This is a genomic window from Pseudomonas sp. LAMO17WK12:I1, from assembly GCF_900177315.1.
GTDB lineage: Bacteria > Pseudomonadota > Gammaproteobacteria > Pseudomonadales > Pseudomonadaceae > Aquipseudomonas > Aquipseudomonas marginalis.
The window spans coordinates 94,475-111,433 of record NZ_FWZV01000012.1; the positions used below are offsets into that span (position 1 = coordinate 94,475).

Here is a 16,959-nt window from a genome sequence, read left to right on the forward strand (position 1 = left end):
CGTTACCGCGGCAACGGATATGTACTCATTCCACGCCAACATCCTGGTCGGCTGTCAGGCCGCCATCGGGGGCAAGCCCCCCTCCCACATGTTGAATGTATTTCAGGTTGAAATTGAGTTGGACCGATTGATTGTGTTCCAGCAGTTTCAGGCCCGGCCGTCCCGCCAGGTGATGAGCATTCACCGGATGGCTCACCGGCTCGATGCAAAAGAACCCCAGCCCCGGCGGGCAGTACAGCAGGAAGTAATCGGCGCCGCTGGCCTGGCATTCCAGTGTATAGCCCAGGTCCGGCTGTTCGATCCGGCAATAGCCATCCCACTGGCAGAAGCCATTGTCCACCAGGCCTTCGGGCAGAGGTTTCAATGCCTGGAAATCCCACTCGCCCGGCACCGGCGCCAACCCCGTCGGCAGCTTGGATGCGTCACTCATCCACACCTGTGCGGCCCTGGCCTGCAACCGGGTACCCGGCCGGCGCGGAAAGTAAGGATGCAAGCCCACGCCATGCCATGCGGCTGTTTCGGCCAGGTGCGTCACCCGTAGCTCGATACTCAGCATCCCATCGCTCAAGCGAATCCGCTGCTCGGCGCGATAGGCAAACGGCGTCTCGCACAGTACCTCCAGCACCACTTCATCCGCCGTGTGGCTGACCACCTGCCACGCCTGTTGCCAGGCCGAGCCATGGATCGGCAGCGGATCGGTGAGGCTGTTGGGCGTGAGCGCGAGCCAACCGTCGGGGTTGTCGAAACCGCCGTGGGCAATACGGTTGGACCAGGGCACCAATGGATAGCACCCCAGCTTGCCCGGCAAACCGGTATGGATCGCCTGCTCATCGTTATGGCGCAACAACGGCTGGCCGGTGGCGCGCACCGTCCAGTTGACCAGGCTGCCGCCCACGGCCGGATTCACGGTGAGGTGGGTCAGGTTATCTTCGAGTTCGATCATCACAGCACCACGCTCGGCAGCCACAACGACAGCGCCGGAATGTACGTCACCGCCATCAGCACCAGGAACAGCACGGCATAAAACGGCAGCAGCGCCTTCACGGTCTTCTCGATACTCACCTTGCCCACCGCCGCCCCCACGAACAGCACCGCACCCACCGGCGGCGTAATCAAGCCAATGCCGAGGTTGACCAGCATGATCATGCCGAAGTGCACCGGGTCGACGCCGATACCCAGCACCACCGGCAGCAGGATAGGCGTGAGGATCAGGATCAGCGGCGCCATGTCCATCACTGTGCCGAGCAATAGCAGCATGGCGTTGATGCACATCAGGATCACGTAGCGGTTGTCCGACAGGGTCAGGAACAGCGTGGTGATCTTCGCCGGGATCTGCATCAGGGTCATGATGTAGCCGAAGCTGGCCGCGAAGGCGATCAGGATCATCACGATGGAAATGGTGCGCACCGTGCGGTGCATCAGCTTGGGCAGCTCGCTCCACTTGTAGTCGCGGTAGATGAACATGGTCACGAAGAACGCCCACAGCACGGCAATCGCGGCGGACTCGGTGGCGGTGAAGATGCCCGACAGGATGCCGCCGAGGATGATCACCATGGCCATCAGGCCCCAGAGCGCGTCGGCGCAGATTTTCAGCGCCTGCTTGAGCGGGATCACTTCGCCCTTGGGGTAGTTGCGTTTTTTCGCGAAGATCAGGCACAGCACCATCAGGCACGCGCTCATCAACAACCCAGGCACCACACCGGCCATGAACAGCGAGGCGATGGACACCGTGCCGCCCGCCGCCAGGGAGTAGAGCACCGAGTTATGGCTGGGCGGGGTCAGCAGCGCCTGCACCGAACCGCTGACGGTGACGGCGGTGGCAAATTCCCGTGGGTAGCCACGGCGCTCCATTTCCGGGATCAGCACCGAGCCCACCGAGGCGGTGTCGGCCACCGACGAGCCGGAGATGGCGCCAAAGAACGTCGAGGCCATGATGTTCACCAGCGACAGGCCACCGCGCACAAACCCCACCAGCACCCCGGCAAACGCCACCAGCCGGCGCGACATGCCGCCTTCGGCCATGATCGCCCCCGCCAGCACGAAGAACGGTATCGCCATCAGCGAAAACTTGTTCACCCCGCCTGCGACCTGAATCATCAGGGCCTGGAACGGGATGTCGATCCACCATGCGCCAATCAGCGCCGACAAGCCCAGGGCGTAGGCCACCGGCATGCCGATCAGGATCAAGGCGATAAAGCTGCCCAGCAGAATCAATGCGTCCATATCAGGCAGCCCCTTCGCTTTCTTCCACCAGGTCGAAGCGCACCACGCGCCGGTTGCTCTGGTCACCGAGCAGGAGTTTTTCCACCACGAAGATCAGGGTCAGCAGCCCGCCAATCGGGATCGGCATATAGGTGATGCCCACGCGCAGGGTCGGGATGGCGCTCATGAACTGGTTCCAGGTGGACAGGCACAGCTTGGTGCCCCAGATCGCCATGAACAGGCAGATGGTGCCCATCAACAGTTGCGACAGGATGCCGACGATGCGGCGCTGGGCGGGCGGCAGGCGGTCCGTGACCATGGCCACCGACATATGCGCGCCGGCGCGGTAGCTGGCGGCAGCACCGATAAAGGTGAACACCAGCATCAGCAGGATGGCGGTGGGCTCCGGCCAACTGGAGCCGGTGCCGAGGACGTAGCGGGCGAAGATGCCCCAGGGAATGATCAGCGCGACGCCGAGAACCGAAAGGCCGGCGACCCAGATGCAGGTCATGTAGATGCGGTCGTTGATGCGCAGCAGTAGATTCTTCATGGCGTTCACCGTAACCGGGCGCGGCGGTGCAGACCGCGCCGGGCCTTTTGCGAGAGGCAGGAGAGGTTATTGAACGGCGTCGATGCGCGCGATGATGTCGGCGTAAGGCGCGCCGTACTTGGCGCGAACCGCTGCGGTGGCGTCATAGAAGGGCTTTTTGTCGACGGTGATGAACTCGACGCCGGCCTTTTTGAGTTTTTCCTCACTGCTGGCGGACTTGGCGTCCCACAGCGCGCGCTCATCGGCCTGGGCGGCCTTGGCGGCGTTTTTGACCATGACCTGTTGCGCCGGGGTGAGCTTGTTCCAGGTGATTTTCGACATCACGATGGGCTCGGGCAGGATCAGGTGCTCGGTGAGGGTGTAGTACTTGGCGTTCTGGAAGTGATTGTGTTCCAGCAGGGTCGGCGGGTTGTTCTCCGCGCCGTCGATCACCCCCGTCTGCAAGGCGCTGAAGATCTCGCCGGTGTCCATGGCAATGCCGTTGGCGCCCATCGCGTTGAAGGCGTCGATGAACAGCGGGTTGCCTTGCACGCGGATCTTCATGCCCTTGAGGTCTTCGATCCTGCGCACCGGCTTCTTGGTGTAGAGGTTGCGTGTGCCGCCGTCCATCCAGGCCAGGGCCACCAGGCCGAACTCGGAGTCGGTGATCTTGGCGAGGATCTCATCGCCGATCTCGCCATCGATGACCTTGCGCATATGCGCCTGGTCGCGGAACACGAACGGCAGGTTGAACACGTTCACGTCCGGTACTACCGGCCCGACGATGCCGAGGCTGACGCGGGTCATCTGCACGGCGCCGACCTGGGCCTGTTCGACCACTTCCTTCTCGGAGCCCAATACGCCGCCGGGGAAGTACTTGAAGGTCAGTTCGCCGTTGCTTTCCTTGGTCAGGGCCTTGCCCATGTTTTCTTCGGCGACGACGGTGGGGTAGCCGGCGGGGTGGATGTCGGCGAATTTGATTTCCAGCGCGTGGGCGGCGCTGCTGAGGGTAAAGACTGCGGCGGCGAGCAAGGTGCGTTTGAAGTCCATGGGAGGTCACTCCTGTGTTGTTATTGTTGTATTCAAGGCACAGCGATGCAGCTAGAGGATGAAGCGGGGCTCCGGCAATCCGGTGATACCGGGGTTGAGGGCGAACACGCCGCCGGACACTGACTGTTCACTCTGGTCGTCACGGATCGAGGTGACAAACAGAGTATCCAGGCGGCTGCCGCCGAAGGCGCACATGGTGGGTTTTTTCACCGGTACGGTGAGGGAGCGGTCCAGGCGCCCGTCGGGGGTGAAGCGGTGGATCAGGCCAGCGTCGTTGGCGCAGATCCAGTAGCAGCCATCTGCGTCCACGGCGGCGCCGTCGGGGCGGCCGAGGAAGTTGTGCATGTCGACGAACACGCGACGGTTGGACGGCGTGCCGGTGTCGATGTCGTAGTCGAAGGCCCAGATCTGCTGCACCAGCGGGTGCGAATCCGAGGCGTACATCGTGCGGCCATCGGGGCTGAAGGCCAGGCCGTTGAGGGTGATAAAACCGTCCAGCTGGGCGTGGGGGGCTGAACCCGATGCATAGCGATAGAGGATACCTTCGGCCGCATTCGCGCCCATGTTCAGCACCATGCTGCCGGCCCAGAAACGGCCCTGGCGGTCGCAACGGCCGTCGTTCAGGCGCATGTCCGGGCGTGGATGCTCGACACTGGCCAACGGCGTGGTATCGAGGCTGGCGTCGTTGTGCGGTGTGAGTTGGAAGAAGCCGGTTTCCATCCCGGCGACCCAGTTGCCCGCCGTGGTGCGGGCAATGCAGGCGAGCATCTGCGGGGCTTTCCAGGCGGCAACGTGGCCGCTGGCGGCGCTCCATTTTTGCAGGCCGCCGTTGGGGATATCCACCCAGTACAGGGCGTTTTCCTCGGGCACCCACACCGGGCATTCGCCCACGGCATTGCGGGCGTCGACGATCAATTCAGCAGTCATGGCCACTCATTCCCTTGGGTTGGTGTGAACTCAGTCACCGAACGGCCCGGCGGCGCAGAACGCGCCACCCTGATAGACCTTGGCGGGGTCATCGGCGGCCACCGGTGGCTGGGCTTCGACTTGGGCACGGAAGACTTCGGAGCTGTCTTTCGGGGCGTAGCCCAGGTGTGCGGCGTAGCGGTTGTCCCACCAGGTGTCGAGGTTATCCGACATGCCGTAGACCACGGTGTGGCCGACGTTCGGCGTATACAGCGCGCGTTCCAGCAGTTGGGTCAGGTCGTCGAAGCTCAGCCAGGTGTGCATCATCCGGCGGTTCTGCGGTTCCGGGAACGAGGAGCCGATACGGATGCTCACGGTCTCGATGCCGTAGCGGTCGAAGTAGAAGCTCGCCATGTCTTCGCCGTAGGACTTGGACAGGCCGTAGTAGCTGTCGGGGCGGCGTGGGGAGTGGGCGTCGATGGTTTCGGTCTGCTTGTAAAAGCCGATCACATGGTTGGAACTGGCGAAGATCACACGTTTTACCCCATGGCGGCGTGCGGCTTCGTAGATATGGAAGGTACCGCTGATATTGGCGCCGAGGATTTCTTCAAACGGACGCTCCACCGATACACCGCCGAAGTGCAGGATGGCGTCGACGCCTTCCACCAGGTGGTGCACCGCTTGTTTGTCGGCGAGGTCGCAGGGCTGGACTTCTTCCGAGGCATCCACCGGCGGGGCCATGCTGGCGATGTCCGACAGGCGCAGCACCTGGGTGTAGGGACGCAGGCGTTCGCGCAGGACTTTGCCGAGGCCGCCGGCGGCACCGGTGAGCAGCAGGCGGTTGAAGGGAGCGGGGGTGGTCGTGGTCATGGGGATTCCAAATTTTTGTTGTAGGTTGTCGTATGACTATGCCGAAGTATTGTTAGGGATCCCCCAGGTTGTCAACGTTCTTCCAGACGAGTGAGATTCAAATGTGGGAGGGGGCTTGCCCTCGATGAGGGCGTGCCAGTGAATGCATCTGTTACTGACCCACCGCCATCGGGAGCAAGCCCCCTCCCACAGGGGATTTTCTGGGGCTGGGAGACTAGGTTCTACAGCAGGGAGATTGGATAGCTGATAAAGATCCGGTTTTCGTCGAACTCGTTGGTGCTGAAATCCCGACGCATGGTGGAATTCCGCCACTTAACGTTGAGGTTCTTCAACGCACCGCTCTGCACGGTGTAGGCCAGTTCCGATTCGCGCCCCCATTCCTTGCCATCGGTGATCGCCCCGGTATGTACGTTACTGCCGCTGATATAGCGGTTCATCAGGGTCAGTCCCGGCACGCCGAGTACCACGAAGTTGAAGTCATGCCGCACCTGCCAGGATTTTTCCTTGGCGTTGTCGTAGCTGGCGTTGTAGCTGTCGTTGGCCAGGGTGCCGCCACTGGTGCCGTTGACGCGCATCCACACGCTGTCGCCGGTGAGTTTTTGCAGGCCCACATAGAAGGTGTTGCCGCCGTATTTGGCCGAGAGCAGGGCGAACACGGTCTTGTTGTCGAGGTCGCCGGCCAGGGCGCTGCCGTCTTCCTTGCCGTTGAAGAAACCGAGGTTGGCCCCCAGGGTCCAGTCGCCCACGGGCTGGCTGTGGGTCAGGTTGAAGTACTGCTGCTGGTAGATATCGGCCAGCTCGGCGTACCACACGCCGACCTGGGTGCGCTTGTCGTTGAAGGTGTATTCGCCGCCGCCGAAGTTGAAGCGATCGGAGGTGAACGCGGCTTTGCCGTTCATGAACATGTCTTCCATGCTCGCGTCGTTGCGCGGGCTGTTGCCGCGAAACTGGCCGCCGTAGAGGGTCAGGCCGGCGATTTCGCTGGACGTCACCTGGCCGCCGCGAAAGGTCTGGGGCAGCGAGCGGCCATCGTCGGAGCGCAGGATCGGCAGCACCGGCATCCACTCGCCGACCTTCAGTTCGGTCTTCGACAGCCTGGTTTTCAGCGCCACGCCCAGGCGCCCGAAGTTGTCGGCGGGACGGCCGTCGTCGTGGATCGGCAACAGTTGGGTACCGCCGGTGCCTTTGCCGCCATCGAGCTTCTGGGAATACAGCCCCAGCACATCGATGCCGAACCCCACGGTGCCCTGGGTGAAGCCGGACTTGGCGTCGAGAATAAAACTCTGCGTCCACTCTTCGGCCTTGCCCTGGGGGTTGCTCGGGTTGGTGAAGTTGCGGTTGAAGTAGGCGTTGCGCAGGTTGAGCGTGGCCTTGGCATCATCGACGAAACCGTCGGCATGGGCGAGGAGGGGCAGGGTAAACAGGCCGATAACACTGAGACGCGCGGACGAATTGCGGGCGAATGGACTCACAGTGACGCTCCCTTTCATTTGTTGTTTTTATTATTTGTTATACGTCGTCGTACAACATTGGGGCGGATATTTGCGGGGTTTTCGTGGGGTGTCAAGCAGAAGTTATACGATGACTAGGTGAGGGTTGATCCAGAGCGCACAGGGTCAATGTGGGAGGGGCGGTGCGACGATTCGACTTGCCCCTTCCACATTCAGCCCGTCAGGGCCATTGGCGGCAAAGTGCCAAGGAGTGAAACGGCCGCGACTGCACAAACACCGAGCAGCCATTCCAGCATCACGCTGGCCTTCAAGCTGCCCAACCGCTGTTCGCCGCTATCCAGGCGCAACCGGTTCAACAATGCCAGCGCCAACATGCCCAGCACCAGCATCACCTTGATCAACAGAATCAGGGCAAAACCACTGAACAACGGGGTGGGCCACAGCTGCCCGGTAAGTACGCGCACATTGATCAGGCCGGTCACCAGCAGGCCGCTGACCAGGCCATAACCCACGCCGCTGAAACGACGCAGGACAGGCGCCAGCTCAACACGGTGTGACTGCCTGAGGATCAATACCAGCAGCAGTAACCCACCCAGCCATGCGCCGACGCATATCAGGTGCACCACCTGGTTGAGGATCAACAACTGCCCGCTCAGCCCGTCGAGCATGGCGCCATGGCCGACCGGGGCGAGGGTCATCAGCAACAGTGTGAGCAACGGCAGGCGCGGGGCCCTCCACGGGGTCATCAGGGCGATGACCACCAAGCCATTGACGATCAGGTGCCAGGTCCACACCTGGCCAAAAAAGGTCTTGCCCAGCACCAACTGCACGGTCGACAGTTCCAGTGCCGCCGGCCATGAACCGGCCATGCTGGCGGTAATCAACCCCAGCCAGATCAGCCCCGACGCGAGGGCCGTCCATGCCAGCCCACGGGTGATGCGCAGCAATTGCCGGTCGAGCATGGGCTGCGCTGCAGCGCCGAGAAGCCAGGGCCTGAATACACAGGCCCCGAACATCAACAGCACGACGATGAAATGCACGAACCGGCACAGCACCAGCAGCGTTGCCATGGGTTATTGGCCGACCTTGAAGCTGTATTCACCGCTGCTCTTGTGGGTGTCCACCGACACCGCATTCCACACCACCTTGTAGGTGCCCGCCGCAAGTGGGGCGGCCGGTGTCACCACTAGGGTTTTCTTGTCGGCGTCCGGGGTTTCCAGGCCTTTGATGGCGATTTCGATGCCGTCTTTGCTCAGGGACACCTTGGTGAAGGTGGCTTCGACGCCTTCGCTGAAGGTCAGGCGCAGGTCTTGGGGCGCGGTGACGCTGCTGTCCGCCGCAGGCGTGGCGCTTTTGAGATGAGCATGGGCAAATGCTGCGGAGGCACCCAGCAGGGAGGCGAGCAGGGCGACAGTGGTCAGGGTTTTCTTGATCAACATTGTGCAATACCCATCAATGGTTAGGAGCGGGCAGTGTACGAAGTTTCGACTGCGCCTGTCGCCCCGATCTAGAGCGGTGGTAGTCTTTGGGGCATGTCTTTGTCAGGGAGCCCTTATGGGCAATCACAAGAGCGGAATTCGCCGGGTCAACGTCGAGAAAATCCTGCTGGCGGCGGAGAAGATCTTCGCCGAAAAGGGCTACGGCAGCACCGCCATGGCCGATATCGCCGAAGAAGTACAACTGCCGCGCTCCAACCTGCATTACTACTTCACCACCAAGAGCGAGCTGTACAGCGCGGTGCTGTTCGACCTGCTGGAAGTGTGGAAGCAGGACGCCCTCAGCTTCGAGACCTTCGATGACCCCCGGGTGGTGCTCAGCAGTTACATCCGCGCCAAGATGCAACGCTCGCGCACGCGGCCTTATGGTTCCAAGGTCTGGGCCAACGAGATCATCCACGGTGCGCCCACACTCGGTGAGGCCCTGGATGAGAGCCTGTACGACTGGGCCAAGATGAAGGAAGCGAAAATTCGCCAGTGGGTGGAAGACAAACGCATCCTGCCGGTGGAGCCGTCGAGCCTGCTGTACATGATCTGGGCGTCGACCCAGCACTATGCCGACTTTGATCACCAGGTGAAGATTTTGAATGATCACCAGCCGTTGTCGGATATGCAGTTCGAGAAGGCGATCCAGACGGTGACCAGTGTGATTTTGCGTGGGATTGGGTTGGAGCCTTGAGTACTGTGGTGGGGCTTAGGGCCTCATCGGGGGCAAGCCCCTCCCACATTTGATGTGTGGTGTGGGAGGGGGCCCCCGATAGTGGCCTGAAGGACTACACCGCCTCTCGATAGGGATTCCTCGGATCCTGCGTCCAATTCAAAAACGGCTTGCCCGTGTCGATCGGTACCATCTCGATGCAATCCGCCACCGGGCAGGTGATCTGGCACAGGTTGCAGCCCACGCACTCGTCATCGATCACTTCGTATTTATGCGTGCCGTCCGCCTGTTTCAGACTGGCGATGGCCTGGTGCGAGGTGTCCTCACAGGCAATATGGCAACGCCCACAGCCAATGCACGCCGCCTGGTCGATCCTGGCGATCACCTGGTAGTTGATGTCCAGGTACTTCCAGTCCGTGGTGTTGCCCACCGCACGCCCGGAAAATTCTTGCAGGCTGGTGTAGCCCTGGCTGTCCATCCACCGCGACAGCCCATCCTTCATCTCTTCCACGATGCGAAAACCATGCAGCATCGCCGCCGTGCACACCTGCACCGCGCCGCAACCGAGGGCGACGAATTCCGCGGCGTCGCGCCAGTTGTCGATGCCGCCGATCCCGCAGATCGGTAGGCCCTGGGTCTGTGGGTCACGGGCGATTTCGGCAACCATGTTCAGGGCAATCGGCTTGACCGCCGAACCGCAGTATCCGCCGTGGGTACTCTGGGTGCCGACCATCGGCAGGGCGACCATGCGTTCCAGGTCCACGCTGGTGATGGAGTTGATGGTGTTGATCAGCGACACCGCGTCCGCACCGCCGCGATACGCCGCCCGCGCCGCCACGCGGATGTCGGTGATATTCGGCGTGAGCTTGACGATCACCGGCAGCGAGCAATAGGTCTTGCACCAGCGCGTCACCTGTTCCACGTATTCCGGCACCTGGCCCACCGCCGCGCCCATGCCGCGTTCGGGCATGCCGTGGGGGCAGCCGAAGTTCAGCTCGATACCGTCGCAGCCGGTGGCTTCCACCAGGGGCAGGATGTTTTTCCAGGACTCCTCTACGCAGGGCACCATCAGCGACACGATCAGCGCGCGGTCGGGCCAGTCTTTTTTGACCTGGGTGATTTCCCGCAGGTTGATCTCCAGGGAGCGGTCGGTGATCAGTTCGATATTGTTGATGCCCAGCACTTCACGGTTGGCGCCGTAGTGCGCCGAGTAGCGCGATGACACATTGACCGCCGCCGGGTCTTCACCCAGGGTCTTCCACACCACGCCGCCCCAGCCCGCTTCAAATGCGCGGACCACGTTGTAGGCTTTGTCGGTGGGCGGCGCGGAGGCCAGCCAGAACGGGTTGGGGGCCTTGATACCGGCAAACACAATCGAGAGATCGGCCATTACGCAGCCTCCACATTCAGCATGAGTTGGGCGTGCATGGCTTCGGCGGCCAGCTTGCCGTGTTGCACCGCCTGCACGGTGAGGTCCTGGCCGAGGCTGACGCAGTCACCGCCGGCGTAGACCCCGGGGATGCTGGTGCGCAGCTGTTCGTCGACGAAAATACGCTCGCCGACGCGATGCAGTTGTTGCGCCAGGGGATCGTGCAAGGCGTCGTTGTCGAAGCCCTGGCCGATGGCCTTGAAGATGGCATCGGCGGCCAGTTCGAAGGTTTCTCCGGTGGATTGCAGGCGGCCGTTTTCCAGGCGGGTGCGGGAGAAGCGCATGCCGCGTACGTGGCCCTGGTCGTCGAGCAGGACTGCTTCGGGTTGGGCCCAGGTCAGCAGGCGCACCTGATTGGCCTTGGCGATGTCCTGCTCATGGTGGGTGGCGCCCATGTCGGCCAGGCCACGGCGGTAGACGAGGTTCACATCACGGGCACCGAGCCGGGCCATTTGCACAGCCATGTCGATGGCGGTATTGCCGGCGCCGAGCACGATGCAGCGGTCGGCCAGGGGCAGTTGGCTCAGGTCATCGGCCTGGCGCAGTTCGCGGATATAGTCGGTGGCGGCGAGCAGGCCGGGTGCGTCCTCATGGGGTAAGCCGAGTTGCTTGCTGGCCGCCAGGCCCAGGCCAAGGAACACCGAATCGAATTGCTGGTGCAGTTCGCTCAGGGTGAGGTTGTCGCCCAGGCGCTGGCCGTGGCGCATTTCGATGCCGCCGATCTGCAGGAGGAAATCCAGTTCCTTCTGGGCGAAGTCGTCGACCAGCTTGTACTTGGCGATTCCGTATTCATTCAGGCCACCGGCCTTTTCCTGCGCTTCGAAGATCACCACGTCGTGCCCGTGCACAGCGGCGCGATGGGCGCAGGCCAGCCCTGCGGGACCTGCGCCGACCACGGCGATGCGTTTGCCGGTGGGGGCGGCACGCTGGAACGGGTGTTCGCTGAAGTGGGCGTTATCGATGGCGTAGCGTTGCAACAGACCGATCAGCACCGGCGCGCATTCTTCGGCGTTGTTACGCACGCAGGCTTGCTGGCAGAGGATCTCCGTCGGGCAGACCCGCGCGCAGCTGCCGCCAAGGATGTTGGCCGAGAGGATTTTCTGCGCTGCGCCCTGGACGTTGTCGGTGTGGATATTGCGGATGAACGACGGGATGTCGATTTCGCTGGGGCATGCGTTCACGCAAGGGGCGTCGTAGCAATAGAGGCAGCGCGAGGCTTCCAGTTGGGCCTGGCGCGCGTTGAGCGGCGGCGCCAGGTCGGTGAAATGGCTGGCGAGGGTGGCGCCGTCTTCATGGGGATGGGGGAGGTGGGTCAGGGTCTGGATCACGGTGTGGGCCTCACGGTTTTTTTGGATTGCCTCTAAGTGGGCATTTTTGTTGCCTGTACTGGCCTCATCGGGGGCAAGCCCCCTCCCACATTCGACCGAGTTGTATCTGAATGAATGCGGTCAAGTGTGGGAGGGGGCTTGCCCCCGATAGCGGTCTCAGCGCTTCACAGCAACCGGCCTGGAATGCTCCGCCCGCTTGCTCAACTGCTCGAACACCGACGGATACGCCGGCCGTTCCACATAGCGCCCGGCGCCACGTTCGGCGCGCAGGTCGCCATCGGCCCAGACCAGCTTGCCCTGGCTGATGGTGTGGCTCGGCACGCCGCGCACGGTCTTGCCTTCGAAGATGTTGAAGTCCACCTTCTGATGGTGAGTCTTGGCGGAAATGGTCCGCGTGCCTTCGGGATCCCACAGCACCAGGTCGGCATCCGCACCCACGCGGATCGCGCCTTTGCGCGGGTAGAGGTTGAAGATCTTCGCGGTGTTGGTGGAGGTCAGCGCGACGAATTCCTGCATCGACAGGCGTCCGCTGTTGACCCCTTCGTGCCACAGCAGCGCCATGCGGTCTTCGATACCGGCGGTGCCGTTGGGGATCTTGCTGAAGTCGTCACGCCCGACGGCTTTTTGCTCGGCGCAGAAGCAGCAGTGGTCGGTGGCGGTGGTGTGCAGGTTGCCGGATTGCAGGCCATGCCACAGCGCTTCCTGATGCCCGCGCGGGCGGAACGGCGGGCTCATCACATAGCCGGCGGCGGTTTGCCAGTCGGGGTGCTGGTAGACGCTGTCGTCCAGCAGCAGGTGGCCGGCGAGCACTTCGCCGTAGACCGCCTGGCCCTTGCCCCGGGCGTAGGTGATTTCATCCAGCGCTTCCCGGGTGGAGACGTGCACCAGGTACAGCGGCGTGCCGATGGTCTCGGCGATACGGATAGCGCGGCTGGCCGCTTCGCCTTCCACCTGGGACGGGCGCGACAGCGGGTGCGCTTCCGGCCCGGTGATGCCCTGGGCCATCAGCTTGCGTTGCAGGTGGTACACCAGCTCGCCGTTTTCCGCATGCACGGTGGGTACGGCGCCGAGTTCCAGGCAGCGTTCGAAGCTGGCCACCAGGGTGTCGTCGGCCGCCATGATCGCGTTCTTGTAGGCCATGAAATGCTTGAAGCTGTTGATGCCGTGGTGGCTGACCAGCTCGGCCATTTCCTCGCGCACCTGCTCGCTCCACCAGGTGATCGCCACGTGGAAGCCGTAGTCGGCCGCGGATTTTTCCGCCCAGCCCCGCCACTGATGGAACGCTTCCATCAACGATTGCTGCGGGTTGGGAATCACGAAGTCGATAATCGACGTGGTGCCTCCGGCCAGACCCGCCGCCGTGCCGCTGAAAAAATCTTCACTGGCCACCGTGCCCATGAAGGGCAGTTGCATATGGGTATGGGGGTCGATGCCGCCGGGCATCAAATATTGGCCGCTGCCGTCGAGTTGTTCAGTGCCGGCGGGGATATCCAGGTCCGTGCCAATGGCGCGAATCAGACCGCCTGCGCATAAAACATCGGCGCGGTAACTTTCATCATGGGTAATAACGGTGGCGCCACGGATCAACAGCGACATGTCGAGTTCCTCACAGGCTTGACCGGCTTGTGCCAGTTCTAAGTGTTGTATGGCTACGCGCCGATGGTCGGTTAATTCCTGTCATCGGTGACAGGAATAGAAACTAGTCCGAGTTTTTCGATTGGGCAAGAAGATTTTTTATAAGCTTATATTGAATTTAAATTGTTGATTTATAAGGTAAAAAATACAAAATCACCAAAATGCAGCGGCCTCTCACCATTTTGACGCACTTGACAGGTTCTCAATATGAGCAACATTTCTTATTGCAAATCAGACGCTTGAGAGATGCCTCTTGACGGGGTCGGTAAATAAAAATAATTGTGGTGCACCAGATTGAGTCCTGACAGTTCGGATAACTTGCGCGTTATTTAGCCTGAGTCACGCGGCAAGTACCGTAGGCACAATCGGAAAGCTGATTAACATCAGCCAGTTATATAAGCGGTGCGGGTTCAAGGGCAGTTGTCGGCACGGTTATTGAGTGCAGTGGTAGCTGGCCGGGCCCGTGATGTCATGTTGTTTACGAGGTACTCCGGCCACCCTGCGTTCAGCGCGGGGTGAGCAACAATAATTCGAAAAAACCGTGGAGCGGCCATGCAACAGAACAGATCGCAAGTCATTGAGCGCAACGGCCTGTACGAACTCGACGCCGGCCCCGACGTCCTCGACAGCCCTCGCTACAACCACGACATGGCACCGACCAAGGTGCACGAACGCACCTGGAACAAGTGGCACATCACCGCGCTGTGGGTCGGCATGTCGATCTGCGTGCCCACCTACACCCTGGGCGGTGTGCTCACCGCGTATTTCGGCCTGTCGGTGGGTGAGGCGCTGATGGCGATCTTGCTGGCCAATATCGTGGTGCTGATCCCGCTGACCCTCAACGCTTTCCCCGGCACCAAGTACGGCATTCCGTTTCCGGTGTTGCTGCGTTCGTCCTTCGGCATCCTCGGTTCCAACGTGCCGTGTTTGATTCGGGCATTGGTGGCCTGCGGCTGGTTCGGGATCCAGACCATGTTCGGCGGGCTGGCGATCCATCTGTTCCTGGGCTCGATTTTCGAGGGATGGAAGTCCCTCGGCGGCACCGGTGAAGTGATCGGCTTCATGATTTTCTGGTGCCTGAATCTGTGGGTGGTGCTGCGCGGTGCCGAGTCGATCAAGCGTCTGGAAACCCTCTCGGCGCCGTTGCTGGTGGCGGTGGGCATCGGCCTGCTGGTATGGGCGATGCCCAACGTGTCGATCAGCGAGTTGATGGCAATCCCGCCCAAGCGGCCCGAAGGCGCGAGCCTGACCGGTTACTTCATGGCCGGCCTTACCGCGATGGTGGGGTTCTGGGCCACCTTGTCGCTGAATATTCCCGACTTCAGCCGCTACGCCAAAAGCCAGAAGGACCAGATCCTCGGGCAGATTTTCGGCCTGCCGCTGACCATGTTCCTGTTCGCCGCCCTCGGCGTGAGCATGACCGCCGCCTCGGTGAAACTGGTGGGCGTCAGCGTATCCGACCCAGTGACCCTGATCGGCCATATCCAGAGCCCGGTGTGGGTGGCCGTGGCCATGGCGCTGATCATCGTCGCCACGTTGTCCACCAACACCGCCGCGAATATCGTCTCGCCCACCAACGACTTCCAGAACATCGCGCCCAAGCTGATCAACCGCACCACGGCGGTGATCCTCACCGGGTTGGTGGGCTTGGCGTTGATGGGCCACGAACTGCTGAAAAAACTCGGCCTGATCGTCTCGGATGTGAGCCTGGAAACCGTGTATTCCAACTGGTTGCTGGGCTATTCGAGCCTGTTGGGGCCGATTGCCGGGATCATGGTGGTGGACTACTTCATCACCCGCAAACAACAACTGGACCTGGCCGGCCTCTACCGCGACGACGTGTACCCGGCGTGGAACTGGAGCGGTTTTATCGCCTTCGGTGTGCCGGTGGTGCTGACCTTGCTGTCCCTGGGCAGTGATGCGTTCAGCTGGTTCTACAGCTACGGCTGGTTTACCGGTTCGGCGTTGGGCGGGTTGTTGTATTACGGCCTGAATGCCAGGCGTGGAGCCAGCCCGGTGGTTGTCAATTCATAAGAAATACACGCCTGAGGAGATCCCCATGAACGCTGCCCTTGACGTTCTGCAATCGACCCACCAGCACATCAACCGCGACCGCTTGTGGCAGTCGCTGATGGACCTGGCCAAACTCGGCGCCACCCCCAAGGGCGGCGTGTGCCGCCTGGCCCTCACCGACCTCGACCGCAAGGCCCGCGACCTGTTTGTGCAGTGGTGCGAAGACGCCGGTTGCACCGTGACCGTCGACGGCATCGGCAATATCTTCGCGCGCCGCCCTGGGCGTAATCCCGACCTGCCGCCGGTGATGACCGGCAGCCATATCGATACCCAGCCCACAGGTGGCAAGTTCGATGGCTGCTTTGGCGTGCTGGCGGGAGTGGAGGTGCTGCGTACGCTCAATGACCTCAAGATCGAAACCGAGGCGCCCTTGGAAGTGGTGGTGTGGACCAACGAGGAAGGCTCGCGCTTCCCGCCGTGCATGATGGGCTCGGGTGTGTTTGCCAGGAAATTCACCCTGGCGGATACCCTGGCCAAGGTCGATGCGGACGGGGTCAGCGTGGGTGATGCGCTGAATGCGATCAGCTACGCGGGAACCCGTCCTGAGAGTGGGCACAAGGTCGGTGCGTATTTCGAGGCGCATATCGAACAAGGGCCGATTCTGGAGGATGAGAAAAAGACCATCGGCGTGGTGCTCGGCGCCCTCGGGCAGAAGTGGTTCGACCTGAAACTGCGCGGTGTCGAGGCCCATGCGGGGCCGACGCCGATGCACCTGCGCAAGGACGCCCTGGTAGGCGCGGCGGCGGTGGTGGCGGCGGTCAATGCGGCGGCCTTGGGGCACCAGCCCCATGCGTGCGGGACCGTCGGTTGCCTGCAGGCGTATCCCGGTTCACGCAACGTCATTCCTGGCGAAGTGCGCATGACCCTGGACTTCCGGCACTTGGAACCGGCACGGTTGGATTCGATGATTGCCCAGGTGCGCAAGGTAATCGACGAGACCTGTGCCAGGCATGGGCTGAGTTTTGAAATGGAACCCACGGCTGACTTCCCGCCGCTGTACTTCGACAAAGGCTGTGTGGACGCCGTGCGCGATGCGGCCAATGGGCTGGGCTTGTCGAACATGGACATCGTCAGCGGGGCAGGGCACGACGCGATTTTCGTCGCCGAGTTGGGGCCGGCGGGGATGATCTTTGTGCCGTGTGAAGGGGGCATCAGCCACAACGAAATCGAGAACGCCGCCCCGGATGACCTGGCGGCGGGGTGTGCGGTGTTGTTGCGGGCCATGGTGGCCGCTTCAGCCGCCATCGCCAGCGGCAAACTCGCCGCCTGAAATGCGGAAAAAATGTGGGAGGGGGCTTGCTCCCGATAGCGGTGTATCAGTTACAGATAAGC

General features: G+C 62.0%; 15 protein-coding genes. 3 read left to right on the plus strand and 12 right to left on the minus strand.

What is annotated here, in order from left to right; translation table 11 throughout:
* Window positions 1–25: 25 nt before the first annotated feature.
* From B9N88_RS22515 to copC, 9 genes are all read right to left on the minus strand, one after another.
* Window positions 26–943 (minus strand): aldose 1-epimerase, encoded by a 918-nt coding sequence (locus tag B9N88_RS22515; protein ID WP_051429363.1) that lies wholly within the window; start codon window positions 941–943, stop codon window positions 26–28.
* Window positions 943–2,223 carry a TRAP transporter large permease gene (locus B9N88_RS22520; RefSeq protein WP_027606219.1) on the minus strand — a complete coding sequence of 427 codons (1,281 nt, stop codon included), beginning with the start codon at window positions 2,221–2,223 and terminating at the stop codon, window positions 943–945. Before B9N88_RS22520 ends, B9N88_RS22515 begins: the two co-directional genes overlap by 1 nt.
* Window position 2,224: 1 nt before the next feature.
* Window positions 2,225–2,752, minus strand: coding sequence for a TRAP transporter small permease (locus B9N88_RS22525; protein ID WP_027606220.1), 528 nt, complete (start codon window positions 2,750–2,752; stop codon window positions 2,225–2,227).
* Between the two features lie 66 nt (window positions 2,753–2,818).
* A complete protein-coding gene (locus B9N88_RS22530; RefSeq protein ID WP_027606221.1) occupies window positions 2,819–3,781 on the minus strand; it encodes a TRAP transporter substrate-binding protein in 963 nt (320 codons plus the stop codon).
* A 51-nt stretch (window positions 3,782–3,832) separates the two neighbouring features.
* Window positions 3,833–4,708 carry an SMP-30/gluconolactonase/LRE family protein gene (locus B9N88_RS22535; RefSeq protein WP_027606222.1) on the minus strand — a complete coding sequence of 292 codons (876 nt, stop codon included), beginning with the start codon at window positions 4,706–4,708 and terminating at the stop codon, window positions 3,833–3,835.
* A 30-nt stretch (window positions 4,709–4,738) separates the two neighbouring features.
* Window positions 4,739–5,557 (minus strand): NAD-dependent epimerase/dehydratase family protein, encoded by an 819-nt coding sequence (locus B9N88_RS22540; protein ID WP_027606223.1) that lies wholly within the window; start codon window positions 5,555–5,557, stop codon window positions 4,739–4,741.
* 221 nt (window positions 5,558–5,778) lie between these two features.
* Window positions 5,779–7,029, minus strand: coding sequence for an OprD family porin (locus tag B9N88_RS22545; RefSeq protein WP_027606224.1), 1,251 nt, complete (start codon window positions 7,027–7,029; stop codon window positions 5,779–5,781).
* 191 nt (window positions 7,030–7,220) lie between these two features.
* Window positions 7,221–8,078: a copper homeostasis membrane protein CopD gene (gene copD, locus B9N88_RS22550; RefSeq protein ID WP_027606225.1), complete on the minus strand. Its 858-nt coding sequence runs from the start codon at window positions 8,076–8,078 to the stop codon at window positions 7,221–7,223.
* Window positions 8,079–8,081: 3 nt separating this feature from the next.
* On the minus strand, window positions 8,082–8,447 hold the full coding sequence (gene copC / locus B9N88_RS22555) for a copper homeostasis periplasmic binding protein CopC (protein ID WP_027606226.1): 366 nt from the start codon (window positions 8,445–8,447) through the stop codon (window positions 8,082–8,084).
* A gap of 115 nt (window positions 8,448–8,562) precedes the next feature.
* On the opposite strand from copC, the gene B9N88_RS22560 reads away from it, so the two are divergent.
* Entirely contained in the window at window positions 8,563–9,183 is a 621-nt protein-coding gene (locus tag B9N88_RS22560; RefSeq protein ID WP_027606227.1) for a TetR/AcrR family transcriptional regulator, read from the plus strand.
* A 94-nt stretch (window positions 9,184–9,277) separates the two neighbouring features.
* Here the strand turns inward: B9N88_RS22560 and preA are convergent, their stop codons facing one another.
* The 3 genes from preA to hydA form a co-directional block, all read right to left on the minus strand.
* The gene (preA, locus tag B9N88_RS22565) at window positions 9,278–10,552 is read right to left on the minus strand and encodes an NAD-dependent dihydropyrimidine dehydrogenase subunit PreA (RefSeq protein ID WP_027606228.1); all 1,275 of its coding nucleotides are present in this window, start codon (window positions 10,550–10,552) and stop codon (window positions 9,278–9,280) included.
* Entirely contained in the window at window positions 10,552–11,919 is a 1,368-nt protein-coding gene (locus B9N88_RS22570; protein WP_027606229.1) for an NAD(P)-dependent oxidoreductase, read from the minus strand. Before B9N88_RS22570 ends, preA begins: the two co-directional genes overlap by 1 nt.
* A 156-nt stretch (window positions 11,920–12,075) precedes the next feature.
* A complete protein-coding gene (gene hydA, locus B9N88_RS22575; RefSeq protein WP_027606230.1) occupies window positions 12,076–13,515 on the minus strand; it encodes a dihydropyrimidinase in 1,440 nt (479 codons plus the stop codon).
* Between the two features lie 591 nt (window positions 13,516–14,106).
* On the opposite strand from hydA, the gene B9N88_RS22580 reads away from it, so the two are divergent.
* Both B9N88_RS22580 and B9N88_RS22585 read left to right on the plus strand, forming a co-directional pair.
* Window positions 14,107–15,588, plus strand: coding sequence for an NCS1 family nucleobase:cation symporter-1 (locus tag B9N88_RS22580; RefSeq protein WP_027606231.1), 1,482 nt, complete (start codon window positions 14,107–14,109; stop codon window positions 15,586–15,588).
* 25 nt (window positions 15,589–15,613) lie between these two features.
* Window positions 15,614–16,897 carry a Zn-dependent hydrolase gene (locus tag B9N88_RS22585; RefSeq protein ID WP_027606232.1) on the plus strand — a complete coding sequence of 428 codons (1,284 nt, stop codon included), beginning with the start codon at window positions 15,614–15,616 and terminating at the stop codon, window positions 16,895–16,897.
* Window positions 16,898–16,959: the final 62 nt, after the last annotated feature.